The sequence below is a fragment of the Rhodococcoides fascians A25f genome (assembly GCF_000760935.2).
In the GTDB taxonomy this organism is placed as follows: domain Bacteria; phylum Actinomycetota; class Actinomycetes; order Mycobacteriales; family Mycobacteriaceae; genus Rhodococcoides.
Genome location: NZ_CP049744.1, coordinates 1073041 through 1089164, shown reverse-complemented (window position 1 = coordinate 1089164; position 16124 = coordinate 1073041). Strand labels below are relative to the sequence as shown.

Annotated in this window: 16 protein-coding genes; 7 read left to right on the top strand and 9 right to left on the bottom strand. The window is 64.8% G+C overall.

The window, feature by feature from the left end; translation table 11 throughout:
* Positions 1-4: 4 nt before the first annotated feature.
* Entirely contained in the window at positions 5-2551 is a 2547-nt protein-coding gene (clpB, locus tag BH93_RS05145) for an ATP-dependent chaperone ClpB (protein ID WP_037172132.1), read from the bottom strand.
* A gap of 200 nt (positions 2552-2751) precedes the next feature.
* Between clpB and BH93_RS05140 the strand changes: the two genes are divergently transcribed.
* Positions 2752-3915 (top strand): globin domain-containing protein, encoded by a 1164-nt coding sequence (locus BH93_RS05140; protein WP_037172133.1) that lies wholly within the window; start codon positions 2752-2754, stop codon positions 3913-3915.
* A 17-nt stretch (positions 3916-3932) separates the two neighbouring features.
* On the opposite strand, the gene BH93_RS05135 is transcribed toward BH93_RS05140, so the two are convergent.
* On the bottom strand, positions 3933-4604 hold the full coding sequence (locus tag BH93_RS05135) for a hypothetical protein (RefSeq protein WP_155290882.1): 672 nt from the start codon (positions 4602-4604) through the stop codon (positions 3933-3935).
* Between the two features lie 291 nt (positions 4605-4895).
* Between BH93_RS05135 and BH93_RS05130 the strand changes: the two genes are divergently transcribed.
* Positions 4896-5315, top strand: a complete 420-nt coding sequence (locus BH93_RS05130; protein ID WP_032380730.1) for a helix-turn-helix domain-containing protein — start codon at positions 4896-4898, stop codon at positions 5313-5315.
* Positions 5316-5324: 9 nt separating this feature from the next.
* Here the strand turns inward: BH93_RS05130 and BH93_RS05125 are convergent, their stop codons facing one another.
* Both BH93_RS05125 and BH93_RS05120 read right to left on the bottom strand, forming a co-directional pair.
* Positions 5325-5600 carry a DUF2277 domain-containing protein gene (locus BH93_RS05125; RefSeq protein ID WP_032380171.1) on the bottom strand — a complete coding sequence of 92 codons (276 nt, stop codon included), beginning with the start codon at positions 5598-5600 and terminating at the stop codon, positions 5325-5327.
* A 22-nt stretch (positions 5601-5622) separates the two neighbouring features.
* On the bottom strand, positions 5623-6198 hold the full coding sequence (locus BH93_RS05120) for a TetR/AcrR family transcriptional regulator (protein ID WP_037172135.1): 576 nt from the start codon (positions 6196-6198) through the stop codon (positions 5623-5625).
* A 96-nt stretch (positions 6199-6294) separates the two neighbouring features.
* On the opposite strand from BH93_RS05120, the gene BH93_RS05115 reads away from it, so the two are divergent.
* Positions 6295-7692 carry a cytochrome P450 gene (locus BH93_RS05115; protein WP_037172265.1) on the top strand — a complete coding sequence of 466 codons (1398 nt, stop codon included), beginning with the start codon at positions 6295-6297 and terminating at the stop codon, positions 7690-7692.
* On the opposite strand, the gene dinB is transcribed toward BH93_RS05115, so the two are convergent.
* Entirely contained in the window at positions 7693-8880 is a 1188-nt protein-coding gene (gene dinB, locus BH93_RS05110) for a DNA polymerase IV (RefSeq protein ID WP_037172266.1), read from the bottom strand.
* 166 nt (positions 8881-9046) lie between these two features.
* On the opposite strand from dinB, the gene BH93_RS05105 reads away from it, so the two are divergent.
* The 3 genes from BH93_RS05105 to BH93_RS05095 are packed head-to-tail and all read left to right on the top strand — an operon-like array spanning position 9047 to position 12992.
* Positions 9047-11320: a putative bifunctional diguanylate cyclase/phosphodiesterase gene (locus BH93_RS05105; protein ID WP_080738946.1), complete on the top strand. Its 2274-nt coding sequence runs from the start codon at positions 9047-9049 to the stop codon at positions 11318-11320.
* An 11-nt stretch (positions 11321-11331) separates the two neighbouring features.
* Positions 11332-11952, top strand: a complete 621-nt coding sequence (bluB, locus tag BH93_RS05100) for a 5,6-dimethylbenzimidazole synthase (RefSeq protein ID WP_196249226.1) — start codon at positions 11332-11334, stop codon at positions 11950-11952.
* Positions 11949-12992, top strand: coding sequence for a hypothetical protein (locus tag BH93_RS05095; protein ID WP_037172137.1), 1044 nt, complete (start codon positions 11949-11951; stop codon positions 12990-12992). The genes bluB and BH93_RS05095 overlap by 4 nt, the downstream gene beginning before the upstream one ends.
* Positions 12993-12996: 4 nt before the next feature.
* Here BH93_RS05095 and BH93_RS05090 read toward each other — a convergent pair whose 3' ends face one another.
* The 4 genes from BH93_RS05090 to BH93_RS05075 all read right to left on the bottom strand — a co-directional run bounded on the left by BH93_RS05090 (position 12997) and on the right by BH93_RS05075 (position 15262).
* Positions 12997-13509, bottom strand: coding sequence for a DUF427 domain-containing protein (locus tag BH93_RS05090; RefSeq protein WP_032380167.1), 513 nt, complete (start codon positions 13507-13509; stop codon positions 12997-12999).
* A gap of 22 nt (positions 13510-13531) precedes the next feature.
* A complete protein-coding gene (locus BH93_RS05085) occupies positions 13532-14230 on the bottom strand; it encodes a DUF2637 domain-containing protein (protein ID WP_037172138.1) in 699 nt (232 codons plus the stop codon).
* Positions 14231-14278: 48 nt separating this feature from the next.
* Positions 14279-14581 carry a WhiB family transcriptional regulator gene (locus BH93_RS05080; RefSeq protein WP_080730720.1) on the bottom strand — a complete coding sequence of 101 codons (303 nt, stop codon included), beginning with the start codon at positions 14579-14581 and terminating at the stop codon, positions 14279-14281.
* A 120-nt stretch (positions 14582-14701) separates the two neighbouring features.
* Positions 14702-15262, bottom strand: coding sequence for a gluconokinase (locus tag BH93_RS05075; protein WP_032401511.1), 561 nt, complete (start codon positions 15260-15262; stop codon positions 14702-14704).
* 80 nt (positions 15263-15342) lie between these two features.
* On the opposite strand from BH93_RS05075, the gene BH93_RS05070 reads away from it, so the two are divergent.
* Positions 15343-16086, top strand: coding sequence for a FadR/GntR family transcriptional regulator (locus BH93_RS05070; RefSeq protein WP_032380157.1), 744 nt, complete (start codon positions 15343-15345; stop codon positions 16084-16086).
* Positions 16087-16124: the final 38 nt, after the last annotated feature.

Here is a 16124-nt window from a genome sequence, read left to right as displayed (position 1 = left end):
CCTCCTAGCCCAGGATGAGGCGTTCGCCGTCCGGGCTTGCGTTGACCGACACCACGTCGCCGTCGTGGACGTCCCCGGCGAGCAGCAGCTTCGCCAGTTGATCGCCGATGGCCTGCTGGATGAGTCGCCGCAGCGGCCGAGCGCCGTAGAGCGGGTCGTAGCCTCTGGCCGCGAGCCACATCTTCGCCGGCGAAGACACCTCGAGCGTCAGACGACGAGCGGCAAGACGCTTGGTGAGGAAGCCGAGCTGGATGTCGACGATCGACTCGAGCTGGTCCTCGGACAAGGCGTCGAACACCACGACGTCGTCGAGTCGGTTGACGAACTCGGGCTTGAACGAGCGTCGCACCGCGTCCATGACCTGCTCCTTGGTACCGCCGGCACCGAGGTTGGAGGTGAGGATCAGGATCGTGTTGCGGAAGTCGACGGTCCGGCCCTGGCCGTCGGTGAGGCGGCCTTCGTCCAGTACGGCGAGCAGGATGTCGAACACATCGGGGTGCGCTTTTTCGACCTCGTCGAAGAGCACCACGGTGTACGGACGCCTGCGCACGGCCTCGGTGAGCTGTCCGCCGGCCTCGTAGCCCACGTAGCCCGGAGGCGCACCGACCAGGCGGGCGACGGCATGCTTCTCGCTGTACTCGCTCATGTCGATCCGCACCATCGCGCGTTCGTCGTCGAAGAGGAACTCCGCCAACGCTTTCGCGAGCTCGGTCTTACCCACACCGGTGGGCCCCAGGAACAGGAACGATCCCGTCGGACGGTTGGGGTCGGCCACACCTGCGCGCGCTCGACGGACGGCATCGGACACCGCCTGCACCGCATCCTTCTGTCCGACGACTCGCTTGCCGAGTTCGTCTTCCATGCGGAGCAGTTTGGCGGTCTCGCCCTCGAGCATCCGGCCTGCCGGGATTCCGGTCCAGGCCGCCACCACGTCGGCGACGTCGTCCGGACCCACCTCTTCCTTGAGCATCACGTCACCCTGCGCGGGCGACGCCTCGGTCTTGACGGCGAGTTCCTTCTCGAGCGTCGGGATGCGTCCGTATCGAAGCTCGGCTGCCTTGCCGAGATCGCCGTCGCGTTCGGCGCGGTCGGATTCGCCACGCAGATTCTCGAGCTCTTCCTTGAGCACCCGCACCGAGTCGATGGCGTTCTTCTCGTTCTGCCAACGGGTGCTGAGCCCGGCCAGCTTCTCCTGCAGGTCGGCGAGTTCCTGACGCAGCTTGTCCAGGCGAGCCTTCGACGCGTCGTCGGTCTCCTTGGCCAGCGCCATCTCCTCGATCTCGAGGCGACGCACGGCGCGTTCGACCTCGTCGATCTCGACGGGGCGCGAGTCGATCTCCATGCGCAGCCGCGATGCAGCCTCGTCGACGAGGTCGATCGCCTTGTCGGGCAGGAACCTGGCCGTGATGTACCGGTCACTCAGGGTTGCCGCGGCGACCAGGGCAGAGTCCGTGATCCGGACACCGTGATGCACCTCGTAGCGCTCCTTGAGCCCGCGCAGGATGCCGACGGTGTCCTCGACCGAGGGTTCACCGACGTAGACCTGCTGGAAGCGACGTTCGAGGGCAGCGTCCTTCTCGATGTACTTGCGGTACTCCTCGAGGGTCGTCGCACCGACGAGCCGCAGTTCGCCGCGGGCGAGCATCGGCTTGATCATGTTGCCGGCGTCCATCGCGGATTCGCCGGTCGAGCCTGCTCCGACGATGGTGTGCAGTTCGTCGATGAACGTGATGACCTGACCTGCGGAGTTCTTGATGTCGTCGAGCACGGCCTTGAGCCGCTCCTCGAACTCACCGCGGAACTTCGCGCCCGCGACCATCGAACCGAGATCGAGCGAGACGACGGTCTTGCCGCGCAGGCTTTCCGGTACGTCGCCGGCGATGACGCGTTGCGCGAGTCCTTCGACGATGGCCGTCTTGCCGACGCCGGGTTCGCCGATGAGCACCGGGTTGTTCTTGGTTCGCCGGGACAGCACCTGGACGACGCGGCGGATCTCGGTGTCGCGTCCGATGACGGGATCGAGCTTGCCTTCTCGCGCGAGCGCCGTCAGGTCGGTGCTGTACTTCTCCAGCGCCTGATAGGTGTTCTCCGGATCCGCGCTGGTCACCCGAGCGCTGCCCCGTACGGCTTGAAACGCGTCGCGCAGCTCGTTGGCTCCGGCACCATGGCCGGAGAGGAGCTTGGCGACGTCGTCGTTTCCGGTCGCGAGACCCACCATGAGGTGTTCGGTGGAGACGAACTCGTCGTCGAGTTCGGTGGCCAGGTGCTGCGCTGCGGTGATCGCGGCGAGGGTTTCACGGCCGAGTTGCGGAGTGGTGGTCGAGCCGGATGCCGAGGGCAGGCGGTCGACGAGGTTCTGCGCTTCTCGACGCACCGTTGCAGGGTCGACGCCGACGGCCTTCAGCAGTGGAGTGGCGATGCCGTCGGTCTGATCGAGCAACGCCACCAACAAATGTGCCGGACGGATATCCGGGTTGCCGGCCGCGGATGCGGCCTGCAGAGCAGCAGAGAGCGCTGCCTGCGACTTCGTGGTGGGAGTGAAACTGTCCACCGGTCACCTTCTTTCTCGGATCGGTTCTTGCGTGTCGCTGGGTACAACCATAGACAAGTTGAGTCTGTTCCGCTCAACCTTGAATTTCTCGAGCGCCCTCTCGCGCGAAAGTCTCGATCGGTCTACTTTGGTGACGGTCGACAGTGGCTGTGTCATCGGCGGCGAACTCGGTGGCGAATCGGTGGGGTGGAGGTTGATCGATGCTCGACGCACGAACGATCTCCCTGGTCCGCACCGGTTTCAAAGCCGTCGTCGCGTCGCCGGACGGCCCTGCCCGGCTCTCCAGGTCCTTCTACGCACACCTCTTCGCCGAGTACCCGGACTTCCGATCCCTCTTTCCCGCCTCGATGGATTCGCTTCGCGAACACTTCGTACTGGCGCTCGGCTACGTCTTCGAGCATCTCGACAGCACCGACCGCGTCGAGCCGTTCCTCGAGCAACTCGGCCGAGATCACCGGAAGCACGGCATCTCGGGCGCGCACTTCCGCGCGGGTAGCTCGGCTCTGATCAGCGCGTTCCGCACGTTCGCCGGTACCGAGATGTGGACCGACGAGGTGGAGACGGCCTGGCACGACGCACTCACCGTGGTCAGCAACGCGATGGCCGCCGCCGCAGACAACGACGAACTGCCGCCGTACTGGAGTGCCACCGTCGTCGAACACCAACGGCTCCTCGACGACCTCGCGGTGGTGCGATTGAAGACCGACGGCGAGATCCCGTACTTTCCCGGGCAGTACGTGAGTGTGCAGATCCCGCAGCGGCCCAAGTTGTGGCGGTACCTGTCCCCGGCCATTCCGAGCAACCCGTACGGCGAGATCGAGTTCCATGTTCGACGCGTATCCGGCGGCTGGGTGTCTCCGGCCATGGTCACCGAGACCCGGGTCGGTGATCGCTGGTCCATCAGTCCACCACTGGGCGGGATGCACGTCGATCGCGCGATCCACGAGGACGTGTTGATGATCGCGGGAGGCACCGGCCTGGCTCCGTTGCGTGCCCAGGTCATGGAGATGGCTCAGCGCAGCAACAATCCGCGGGTGCATCTGTTCGTCAGCGGTACGTATCCGTGCGATCTCTACGATCTGGACACCCTGTGGCAGTTGTCGCTGTCCAATCCATGGCTGACGGTTGTTCCGGTAACCGAGGAGCTGGAGGATCCGTGGTGGTACTCCGGCCCGGCGCGCGAGCTGCCGTGGGGAATGCACCATCGACTGCACGGTGCGGTGGGCAAGGTCGTCACCCGATTCGGCTCCTGGGCCGATCGCCAGATTCAGATCTGTGGGTCGCCGTCGATGGTGCGCACCACGCTGTACGCACTACGCAAGGTCGGCACCCCGATGGAGCATGTTCAGCACGATCCGTTCTGATTGTGCCGCAACGCTTTTCAGCTGGACAACGATTTCGGCGGCACGTCCTCGACAACCCCGCCGACCACCAGACGTGGAGTCCAGGCCTCGGTGACGAGTCGGCCGTCTCCGGTGATGATGGCATCGGGATCGGGATCGATGAGGATGGGATATCCGGTATCCGGGGTAACTCCGACGTTCTGCACCAGCAGACCGTTCTCGATGGTGTAGTGCACGTGCACCGGCTGCAGATCACCGTCGAACGCCCACGGACGGCCGATGAAGATCACGGCGATGCCGACCTCGTCCAGTACCGACACCGAGCCATCGTGCTCGAGCCGCAGACTCCACAACGGCGGCATCGACGTCGTGAACTCGAATCTGTGCGGTGCCTGCGGGGCGAGAAGATGGATCATCAGCAGCGCGCCGTCGTGCGGATCTCGCTGCGGCACAATGACTTCGTACGATCCGCACTCGTAGAACCTGGATCCGAACGGCCCGGGAATGCCCGTGCCGAGATCGCCCGCAATGGCAAGTTCGAGCCGAATGAAGCCGGAGCCGTTCTCGGCTCGAAGGGTGATTCCCTCGGAAGGATGCGGCGTGGGCGACTCGTCCCGCGGCGCGTAGGACAGAACCGCGCGCAGCAGTGGTTCGACCACCTCCGCGTCACCGTCGCGTGAATCGAACGTTCGTCGTCGACGATCGGCCATCTCCACCCCCTTCGCCTGGCAATCCAGTGTGCCACCGAGGTGCCGATCGTGCGACGAATTCTGCTCGAAAACCATCTGTTCGATCGAGACGGTCCACTATCGAAGCCCGCCGGGGCTACCGATGTGCCCGCAAGGTCAGGAAACCGATCAGTACTATTTTCGGCTAAGTTTCTGCAGGTCAGCCATGGTCCAGCGGAACCATGGCACCGGCTACTATCAACCGGTTCGGTCCGCGGCGGATCGATCTGCCCGGTGGGCAGCGGCCGTGTCAGGAAGGCAAACACATCCCCGATGTCCGCTGATTTCGCCGCACGTCTGAACCATCTGTTCTCCACGATCCACCCTGCGGGACGCAAGCCACACACCAACGCGGAGGTGGCCGACGCTCTCGCCCTGCGCGGGCACCAGATCTCCAAGCCGTACATCTCGCAACTGCGATCGGGCCAACGCGCCAACCCGTCCGCCGACACCGTGACGGCACTGGCTGCCTTCTTCAAGGTCAAGCCCGATTACTTCTTCGACAACATCTACGCAGCCAAGGTCGATCACGACCTCGAATTGCTGGGCCGACTGCAGGGATACGGCCTACGTCGCCTGTCTGCCCGCGCGTTCGACCTGTCCGAGGAATCGCAGAACCTACTCAGCTCGATGGCCGAGAAACTGCGCGTGAGCGAGGGACTGCCGGCGGTGCCGCCGGACAGCACCCGCTAGGACGCGTATTCAGGCACCCGCCTTGGCGGCAATCCTCGCCTGCACTTCGGGACGCCGCAGAGGCGGCACCGTGGGAGGTGGCTGACGCCGGTCCGGCAGTGCATCGAGGAGCCGATGCGTCGTTGCTGTCACCTCGGCGACGGCCAGCTCGAAGGCGTCGCGCGTGGCGTCGGACGTCTTCTGTACGCCGCTGATCTTGCGGACGTACTGTCGCGCGGCGGCTTCGACTTCCTCGTCGGTTGCGTGTGGTTCCAACCCTCGAAGGGTGGTGATGTTTCGGCACATGTGTCGACGATAGCCCCGCAGCTCACCCCTCGAGAAGACCCGACAGCGCGCGAAGGCACAGCTCACGAACCTGCTCGCGATCGAGGGTTCTGCGCTCCACCCAATCCAGGCACACCGCTCGCACGAACGCGATCCAGCCGCGCAGCGCTGTTCGCACCATCTCGTCGTCGGCGAAGGTCGGGGGCAGCGCAGCGAGGATCCGCTCCTGCTGAACAGCGAACTCTCGCGTGAGGATGTCGTTGATCCGATGGTCACCGAGCAACGCGCCCCGGTTGACGGCACGGAGGCCGTGCGCGTGTTCGTCGGAGTAGGCGATGTAGGCGTCGAGACCGGCTGCGACCTGCTCGAGGACGGGCAGCGAGGTGTCCGGCGCGGTGACGTCGAGGTTGCGCTCGGATTCGGTGCGCACGATCTCGACGAAGAACTCCCGCTTGGACGGGAAGTAGTGGTACATCAACCCTCGGGACACTCCCGCGAGATCGGCGACCTCCTCGATCCACACATCCTCGTACGGCCGCTCGGCGAACAGTGCGGAACCGATCTCGAGCAATTGCGCGCGACGCTGCGCCGGCGTCATGCGCTTACGGGGTGTGGTCATGGGCTTCGGATCTTACTTGACACGAGTTCAACAGTGAGTACGGTCACTATTACACATCAGTTCAACAACATGCGGTTCGTCAACGAGGGAGCGGCAATGTCGACACAGTTCGCGGTGCGAAACGGCTCGCTACCGCATCCTCCCTACCGACTCCCCGTCCTCGGCGACGTCGTCGGCGTCGATCCCCGCACCCCGATTCAGGACTCCACCGTCTTGGCCGGCCGACTCGGCCCGATGTTCGAGCGCGAAATTCTCGGGCGGCGCTTCGTCTTCGCCTCCGGTGCCGACGTGGTGGGCGAGCTGTGCGACGAAAAACGCTTCGAGAAGTTTCTGCCCCCTGGAGTCGAGAATCTACGGGATATCGGGGCGGACGGATTGTTCACCGCCTACAACCACGAGCCGAATTGGCAACGCGCCCATGACCTTCTGCGTCCAGCCTTCACTGCGGGTGCCATGCGCGGGTACCACGAGATCATGGTCGACGTCGCCGATGACCTGATCGAGCACTGGGAGGGCCGCTCTCGTAGCGGTGCCGACACCGACGTGGCCTCGGACATGACAAAACTGACCCTCGAGACCATCGGACGCACCGGCTTCAGTTACAGCTTCGGCTCGTTCGCGCGCGCCGACCCGCATCCCTTCGTGGCCGCCATGGTCGGCGCACTGACGTACAACCAGCGGCGGTCGTTGTTGTCCATCCCCGCGTTCGCAAAGCCCTTGTTCGCCAAGTCCGATCGCAGATACGCACACAACAAGCAGTACTTGGCCGAGGTCCTCGCCGATGTCGTCAGAACCCGCCGCCGATCGAACGAGGACTTCAGCGACCTGCTGCAGATCATGATGGATGCGGCGAAAGATGCCGACAATCCGAATGCACTGAGCGAGGCCAACATCGGATACCAGATCCTGACGTTCCTGATCGCCGGCCACGAGACCACCTCGGGTGCACTGTCTTTCGCGCTGCACTACTTGGCGAACCACCCCGAGGTGTTCGAGCGCGCCCGCGCCGAGGTCGACGAGGTCTGGGGCACGGGCAAACCCCAGTTCGGCCAGGTTCCCAAACTGCGGTACGTCCGCCGAGTCCTCGACGAATCGCTGCGCCTGTGGCCGACGGTTCCCGCGTTCGGACGCGGCGCGCGGGCAGACACCGTCATCGGCGACGACTACCGCATGGCGGCCGGCGACTGGGCAGTCGTTCTGGTGACGGCCTTGCACCGCGATCCGGTGTGGGGTGACCGTCCGAGCGACTTCGATCCCGACAATTTTCTACCCGATCGCATCAAGGCACGCCCCGCGCACGTGTACAAACCCTTCGGTACCGGCGAACGTGCCTGCATCGGAAGACAATTCGCTATCCACGAAGCGGTTCTGGTACTCGGGACCATCCTGCAGCGCTTCGATCTGCAGGCCGACCCGTCGTACCGACTGAAGGTCCAGGAGCGACTGACCATGATGCCCGAGGGCTTTCGGGTTCGGCCCACAGTTCGCACGTAGTCAGTCCGGTAGCAGGGGGACCGAGATTCCCGGATCTCGGCCGAGCAGCACCCCACGCGTCAACGACGTGGAGCCGAACTTCTTGTGCACCCCGTCGAGCGCACGGTCGAGCGCCGATGCCTCCGGGGGCTTGCGCACCTGCGGTGCGTCGAACTGCAGTTCCAGTTGCTCCGCGCCGCCCTTGTCGATGCTCGAGACGGTGACACCGACGAGGGTGATGCCCTTCTCCGCGATCATCGGTGCCGCGTCGTGCAGCAATTCCAGCGCGGCGTCGAGAATGTCCCGGGTGTCGGCGGTGGCTCGATCGAGTGTGTGCGATCTGGTAGCGCGGGTGAAATCGGCAAAACGCAAGCGCAACATGACAGTTCGACCGGTTCGGTCCGCTGCGCGCATACGGTGTGTGACGCGATCGACGAGCCCGATCAACGATGCCTCCACCTCGGCTGCGTCGTGCCTGCCGCGTCCGAGTGCCCGCTGTGCGCCGATGGAACTACGCGACTTGCCGGGCTGGACGCGTCGGGGATCCCGGCCCATTGCCAGTGCATACAGATGCGCGCCCGCACCCTTGCCCAGCACCGAGGCCAACGACCGCTCGCCGTAGGCCGCGATGTCGCCGACGGTCCTGATGTCGAGAACGTGCAATTTCTCGGCGGTCACTTTCCCTACGCCCCAGAGTCTTTCGATGTTCAGCGGGTGCAGGAACTCGAGTTCGCCGCCGGGCGGTACGAGCAGCAGACCGTCCGGCTTCGCGAACGCACTGGCGACCTTCGCCAGGAACTTGGTGGTGGCGATCCCGACGGTGATGGGCAGCCCCACCTGCTCGGCCACCTCCTGCCGCAGACGCTGTCCGATCTCCGTTGCACTGCCCGCAATCTTCTGTAACCCACCGACGTCGAGAAAAGCCTCGTCGATGGAGATGCCCTCCACCAGCGGAGTGGTGTCGTGAAAGACGTCGAAGACGTCCTTGCTCGCCTGCGAGTACGCCTCCATACGCGGCGGCACCACGATGGCCTGCGGGCACACGGCCCTGGCCTGACCGCCGCTCATTGCGGTGCGCACCCCGAACGCTTTGGCCTCGTAGCTGGCGGCGAGCACCACTCCCCCTCCGACGATGACCGGCTTGCCGCGGAGCCGGGGGTCGTCGCGTTGCTCCACCGAGGCATAGAAGGAGTCGAGGTCGGCGTGCATGATGCTCGCCAAATTCGGATTGTTCGACTCCACGAGTCCATGCTCGCACGGGCTACCGACATACTCTTGATACACAAGCAGAGCAATCGAGACAGCCGAAGTGACCCAGATCACCGAGTGTGCCATTGTTGAGTCGTCGGATCGGCGTGAACGGCTGGAGAGAATCGTGACGGCCTGGTGGCGGTGGTACGCAGCCCTCGGCGTACTCGGCTGCCTCGCCTACTTCGCGGTTCCGAGCATCGCCGCGGCACAATCGATCTTCGTGCTCGTCGGTGCATCCGCTGTTGCGGCCACCGTGATCGGCACCAGGATGCACCGGCCGAGCAATCGCACTGCGTGGTTGACCATCGCGCTGGGCACCGGGCTCTGGGTCGTCGGCGACGTCGTGTTCGAGTGGATCGACGTCACGAGGGGCAGCGTTCCCGAACCCTCGCTCGCCGACGCGTTCTATCTGGTGGCCTACCCGATCTACGGGTTCGGCCTGTTTCTGCTGGTCCGACACAAATGGCGAGCGAGCGAGCGCGGTCACGTCGCCAACAGCGCCATCGTCATGGTCGCGTTCGGATTGCTCACCTGGGTGTTCGCCGTGCAGCCGACGCTCGGCAACGACGGCATTTCGGGGACAGCCGGCCTTGTCGACGTGGCGTACCCCGCCATGGACATCTTTCTACTCGGGTTGCTGGCCCACTTCGTCGGCTCACGACAATGGCGCACTCTGTCCTACCGTTTGCTGACGGCGGCAGTATTGCTGCTGGTCGTCACCGATATCGTCAACAATTTCTCGATCGTTTCGGAGCCGTCGTCGGAGCGCTCACTGATCGACGCCGGGTGGACCATGTCGTACGTCCTCATCGGCGTCGCCGCCCTGCATCCGTCCATGCGGCGAATAACGAGCCCGAACATCGAACCCGAAGCACACCTGATGGCATCGTTCACCACCCCTACGGTCGTCGTCTTGACCGCCGCTACCCTGACGGCTCCGACGGTCATGTTCATCGAGGTGATTCGCGACGAGCCGATCGCGCAGTGGGTCTGGGCAGTTCTGCTCTGCGCATCGGCGTTGGTGATTCTGGTGATATTCCGCATCACGGATCTGCTGCGCTTGCTCCACACCCAAACCGTGCGGCTCCGCGCCGCTGCCGACACCGACCACCTCACCGGTCTCGCCAACCTCCGCGCTCTTGAACACAGAATTTGGCAGAACGCGGGCGACACCACCTTGCTGACGGTCGACATCGACCGATTCAAGGAAATCAACGACACATTCGGACGCGGCCTGGGCGATCAGGTTCTCGTGGCGGTCGCCGACAGACTGCGGGGTGTCGTCGACGATTCGATCATGTTGGCGCGCTTGGCAGGTGACGAGTTCGCGCTGTGCGGGACGGCGGATTCGATGGACCCGACCGAACTGGCTCACGAGATTCAGCGGCGGTTCGCTGCCCCGTTCGATGTGGGCACCATGACGCTGCTGATCGAGGCGAGTGTGGGTGTGGCGTTCAGCCTTCCCATCGCCGAGGGCGAGGACGAGGCCACCCCGGATCGGCTGGTGCAGCGTGCCGATCTCGCCGTGCAGGCCGCGAAGGCGACGCAGTCGCGCGTCGCGTTCTACGACCGCTCCATGGACCGCGACACGAGCGCGCAACTGATCATGCTCGGCGAGTTGACCACGGCACTCGGGTCCGACCAGCTGGAACTGCTGTATCAACCCCAGGTCGATCTCGAGTCGATGACTGTCGTCGGCGTTGAGGCGTTGCTGCGGTGGCATCATCCGAACGGGATGCTGCTTGCGCCCAGCGCATTTCTACCCACCGCCGAACGGACCGGGCTGATTCGGCCGCTGACGAGCTACGTGCTCACCCGTGCGCTCGCCCAACGCAGTCTCTGGGCAATGGACGGACTGGATCTACAGATGGCCGTCAACATCTCGACCCGCAACCTGTTCGACGACACCCTGATCGCGCAAGTACGCACCGCGTTGAGGGAATTCAACTGCCCTGCAGAACGATTGACACTGGAAGTGACAGAGACCTCGGCAATGACCGACCCTGTGGGTGCAACCGAGATGCTGTCGATTCTGCATGCGATGGGCGTACAGGTCGCCATCGACGACTACGGCACGGGATACAGTTCGCTCGCCTACATCGAACGGTTACCGGTGCAGGAGCTCAAGATGGATCGAGCCTTCGTCGGCGGGATGGCCCACGATCCCGCACACGCCGCGATCGTACGATCGACCGTCGAGCTCGCCCGTACGCTGGGGTTGTCGGTGACTGCAGAGGGCGTGGAGGACGAGATGACGATGACCGCGCTACGCGAACTGCGATGCGGGCGTGCCCAGGGGTACCACCTCGGCAGACCCACCTCATCGGATCTACTGCCCGCCCTCGTCGCTGAACAGAACACTCGCTTGAAAACTGTTACAGGAGAACGGATAGCATGACCGAGGCAGCCCTGTCGGTGTACGCCGCGATTCGATCTCGACGCGATGTCCGTGCCGAGTTCGACGGAACCGTCGTCGGCGACGACACGCTGCGCCGCATCCTCGGTGCCGCGCATCAGGCCCCGAGCGTCGGCAACACCCAGCCCTGGGACTTCGTCGTGGTCCGCAAGCCCGACACGTTGAGCGCATTCGCCGCCCACGTCGCGGGCTGCCGACAGGATTTCGCCGACAAGCTCGATGCCGAACGCCGAAAGACGTTCGACCCCATTCGGATCGAGGGGATCGAAACAAGCGGGACCGGAGTGGTGGTCACTTACGATCCGAACCGTGGAGGACGGCACGTCCTGGGCCGCGACACCGTCGACGACACCGGATTGTTCTCTGCTGTGCTCGCGATCGAGAACCTATGGCTGGCAGCGATTGCCGAGAACGTCGGCGTCGGCTGGGTCTCGTTCTACGACGAGGCGTACCTCACCGAGTTGCTCGACATCCCCGCTCCGGTGCGTCCCATCGCTTGGCTGTGCGTCGGCCCGGTCGAGTCGTTCCAGGAGGTGCCGGATCTGGAGCGCTTCGGTTGGCGCTCTCGGCGTCCCCTCGACGACGCCCTCCACTTCGAGCAGTACCGCCGATGAGGGCGCGCCTGGTTGCGGTGGCAGTAGCCTGTGTGCTGGTGGCCGGATGCTCTGCCGCCGAATCCCCTACCGAACCGTCCGCTCCGGCAACGACTCCGGCGGCCGAGCCCGCACAGGCTCCGGATTCGGCCGACCCGATCGGCACCGTCGTCGCGCTACCGGGCGCTCCCGAAGGTGTTGTGGTCGGGACATCCGGGATCGCTGCCGCAGCGGTCCGAGAGCCCGACGGTGTGGTGCTGTTCGACTCGGCGACAGGTGTCGTGCGACAAATGGTCCAGACGACCGGAGCACCACGGCATCTCTCGCTCGCCGGCCCCGACGGCCCGGTGCTGGCACCGCTCGAAGGCAGCGACGAGCTGGTCGAGGTCTCACTCGACGACGGCGCGATCCTGTCGACCGCCACCGGTGTGGGCCGTCAGCCGCACGATGCCGTCTCGACCTCCGACGGCACGATCGTGGCCACCAACGAAATGGGTGGCGGAGTGATCTTTCTGCGCGACGGCTCGGTGCTGTCGGAGCTACCGCCGGGCCCCGTCCAACCCGGTGGAGTCGCAGCCGTCGGGCCGTACGCAGCCGTCGCAGACGTGCAGGGCAACGGCGTGTGGGTCTACGAAGGCGCGGCACAACGCGAGGTGGCGCAGGCCCCGATCGGCGTCAAGCTCACGCATGCAGAGACGGTGAACGAGACGACGGCCGGATTCGCCGACACCGACGGCGGAGCAGTCCTGCTCACATCGGTCGACGCCGCTGGGGCTATTCGTCAGATCGCGTCGATCGACGCACCCGGCAACCCGTACGGGCTCGCCGTGGACACCGACCGTCAGCTGCTGTTCGTGACCTTGACCGCGTCGAACCTACTGCGGGTGGTCGACGTGTCGGATCCCACTGCTCCGCGAATTCTGGGCGACGTCCCGACGGTGACACAGGCCAATTCCGTCGCGGTCGATCCGCGCACCGGGAACGTGCTGGTGACCGGCAGCGATCCCGGTGCGGCGAGCTCGATTCAGATCATCGCCCGCGCCCAATTGCCCGCGGAGTGAGGCGTCACCAGCCGTAGGAGCCCGGAATTCCCTTGAACGGGCCGACGACGTCGTCGGTGATCCAGCCCTCGTAGAAACCGCCTTCCTGCGGTCGGACCGCTTCTCCATCGATTTCGCACTGCAGACGGCTGGGCGAGAAGGCCAGGTAACCCGCGATCGCGGCGAACCGTGGCGTCGGGTTCTCGTAGCTCCATCCGGCTGCCTCTGCAACGGCGTCTCCGCCGTGCACGTCCCAGTACGTTGCCGCGCCTTTCCACTCGCAGTGCGTCGAGCGCGCTGCCGAAGGGGTCAACGCACCCGGAACGACGTCAGCCGGCGAGATGTACCAGGTGGGTGGATGGCTGGTCTCGAGTACGCGGTAGGCGGCGGTGGTGCGGGCGACCACCTCGCCTCCGAGTCGAACGACGAGCGAACGGTTCGAGGACTCGAGGCTCGGCGGACGGGGGTAATCCCAGACGGATTCCTGGCCGGGCTTCGGCTTCTCCGGAACTACGGATCTCGGCAATTGTGGACTCATCCTTCGATGGTGCCACCGGGTGTCACGGGGCGTCGACGGGATAGAGATCGTCCACCCGTTCTTCGTCGAGAATCCAGCGATCCACCTCGTCGAGAGGTTCGACGACGCGCACCGATGCCACCGCTGGTTCAGGCACGGGCTGCTCGATGCGGACTCGCTCGACGGGTTCGGTATTCGGGAGTGGGACCGGCATGGCGGGAGCCGGTGCGAGGAGTTCGGATTCCGCCGACTCAGCTCTCGAAACGGTGGCAACGTGTTCGTCGGTGTTCGGTTCCTCGGCGTCCGAGATGTCGATGGTCTTCGGCAGTTCTGCGGGGACGCGAACGAGAATGCCGAGCCCGTGCGTCGCGGCCAACAGACTCACCGGGGCGACGGTCGCGATGGCCGCCGACAGAGCGGGATGCAGCATGCCGGCATCGGATATGAAGGCGTGCATGGCATTTGCGCCGATACTGACCAGGGCCGCGGTGATCAACACACCCCAGAAGAAGCGTCGGCCACTGCGTTGATCCTCGAACTGGGCGAGCGCGATCACGGAGATGGTCGCTTGGAGAATGGTGCCGTCGACGATCACGGGCCACAGCCATGACAGCGAGCGCGGGACACCCGCCATCGTGGCGAGATCCCACAGTGCGGCGAAACTCAGCACGAACGACGCAATTCCGATGACGGTGGTGATGACGACCGCACTGACGAGCGTGGCACGCAGGACCTTGTTCATGGGTCGTCATGAAACACGAGACCACCGACAGGTTTCGGTGCAGCAGAATCAAGCGGTACGGACGGCTCCGCGGTAGACGTCGGCGCGGTCGTGTGCCGACATTCCGCCCCACACTCCATAGGGCTCGTTCGCTTCGAGTGCGTGCCTGCGGCATTGGTCGAGGACCGGGCAGCGACCGCAGACCTGCTTGGCGGCCTTTTCACGCGAGGAGCGGGCGCGGCCCCGTTCACCCTCGGGGTGGAAGAACACGGACGAGTCAAGTCCACGACACAGGCCGTCGAGTTGCCAGTCCCACACATCTGCGTTGGGGACGGGAAGTTGGACCGGCCTGGCGGGTGCGCCTCGCACCATGAGCTGTCTCCTCACTGAAAAAGTGAACAAGCTCACCTTCCCTCATTCGTCGTACTTTTACAAGCTCCTTCGTTCATTCGTAGTACTTAAAAGCAAGCGCGCTTGCTTGAAACCCGACCGTCAATGGCTCTCCGACATCCCTGCCCGCTTCTCGAGCTCGACGAGGACCTGTTCGGCGATCTTCGTCGGAGGCGGGCCGATGTCGACGACGATGGCGTTCTCGTCCTCACCGAGCGGCTCGAGTGTCGAGATCTGGGTATCGAGCAACGAGGACGGCATGAAGTGGTCCATCCGGGCATTGAGGCGCCCGCTGATCCGATCCTTGGTTCCGGCCAGATGAACGAAGATCACCTCCGCACCCTCCCTCGAAGCGGCACTGAGCACGTCCCGATACGACCGTTTGAGCGCCGAGCACGTCACGATCCCGGATCGGCCCGTCGTGGTGTGGTCGGTGATCCACTCCGCGATCACGTCGAGCCACGGCCACCTGTCCTCGTCGGTCAACGGCTGCCCCGACGCCATCTTCGCCACGTTGGCGTCCGGGTGCAGGTCGTCGCCCTCCTGTAGGTCCCATTTCAACGCCCCGGCGAGGATGCCCGCCACCGTGGACTTGCCCGATCCGGACACTCCCATCACCACGAGAACCGGATGATGCGCTCTGCCTGTCGTCTGCGATGCCATCCCTCGATACTGCTGCATCGAGCTCGTTCGGATCGGACAGACGCGAGAAACCGGGCCACCCGTGGGACGATCGATCGGACATGACCGAGACCAATGATTTCCGCCAACTGCACGATTCGGTTCTCGACGAGCTCGGTCGCGACATCGTCAGCGGCGCGATCCCGGGCGGAACCCGAATCTCGGCCGACGACGTCGCCGTGCGGTTCACCGTCTCGCGGACGGTCGTACGGGAAGTGGTCCGGGTTCTCGAGTCGCTGGGGTTGCTCACCGTGCGGCGGCGCGTCGGGATCACCGTGCAGGGTTCCGAGAACTGGAACTCACTGGATCCGGTGGTAATTCGCTGGCAGCTGGCCGGGCCCGCGCGCGCGGAACAACTGTTACTGCTCAGCGAATTACGTTCGGGCATCGAGCCTTTGGCAGCCAAGCTGGCAGCTCACCGAGCAACGCCCGAGCAGTGCGGCGCATTGACAGCCGCCGTCATCGGAATGTCGTCGACGTCCCGCGCGGCCGACTCCGAGGCGTATCTCGAACACGATTGCAACTTTCATCGGACGCTGCTCGCCGCGTCGGGCAATCCGATGTTGCGGTCGATGTCCGACATCGTGGTGGAAGTTCTCGCCGGACGCACCCGGCACGCCCTGATGTCGAGGCAGGCAGACCCGGAGGCGATCCGTCTGCACGGGGTGGTCGCCTCGTCGATCCAGTCCGGCGACGCCGACGCCGCACAGCGAGCCATGTTGGCCATCGTCACCAAGTCCGCCGCATCGATGTCGGCGGCCTCGGGTGTGACGCCGTCGCCCGGTCTGGTGCCCGACCAGCAGTGATACACAGAGCGCACAAAGCCAGGTACGCCGAGGCGGGG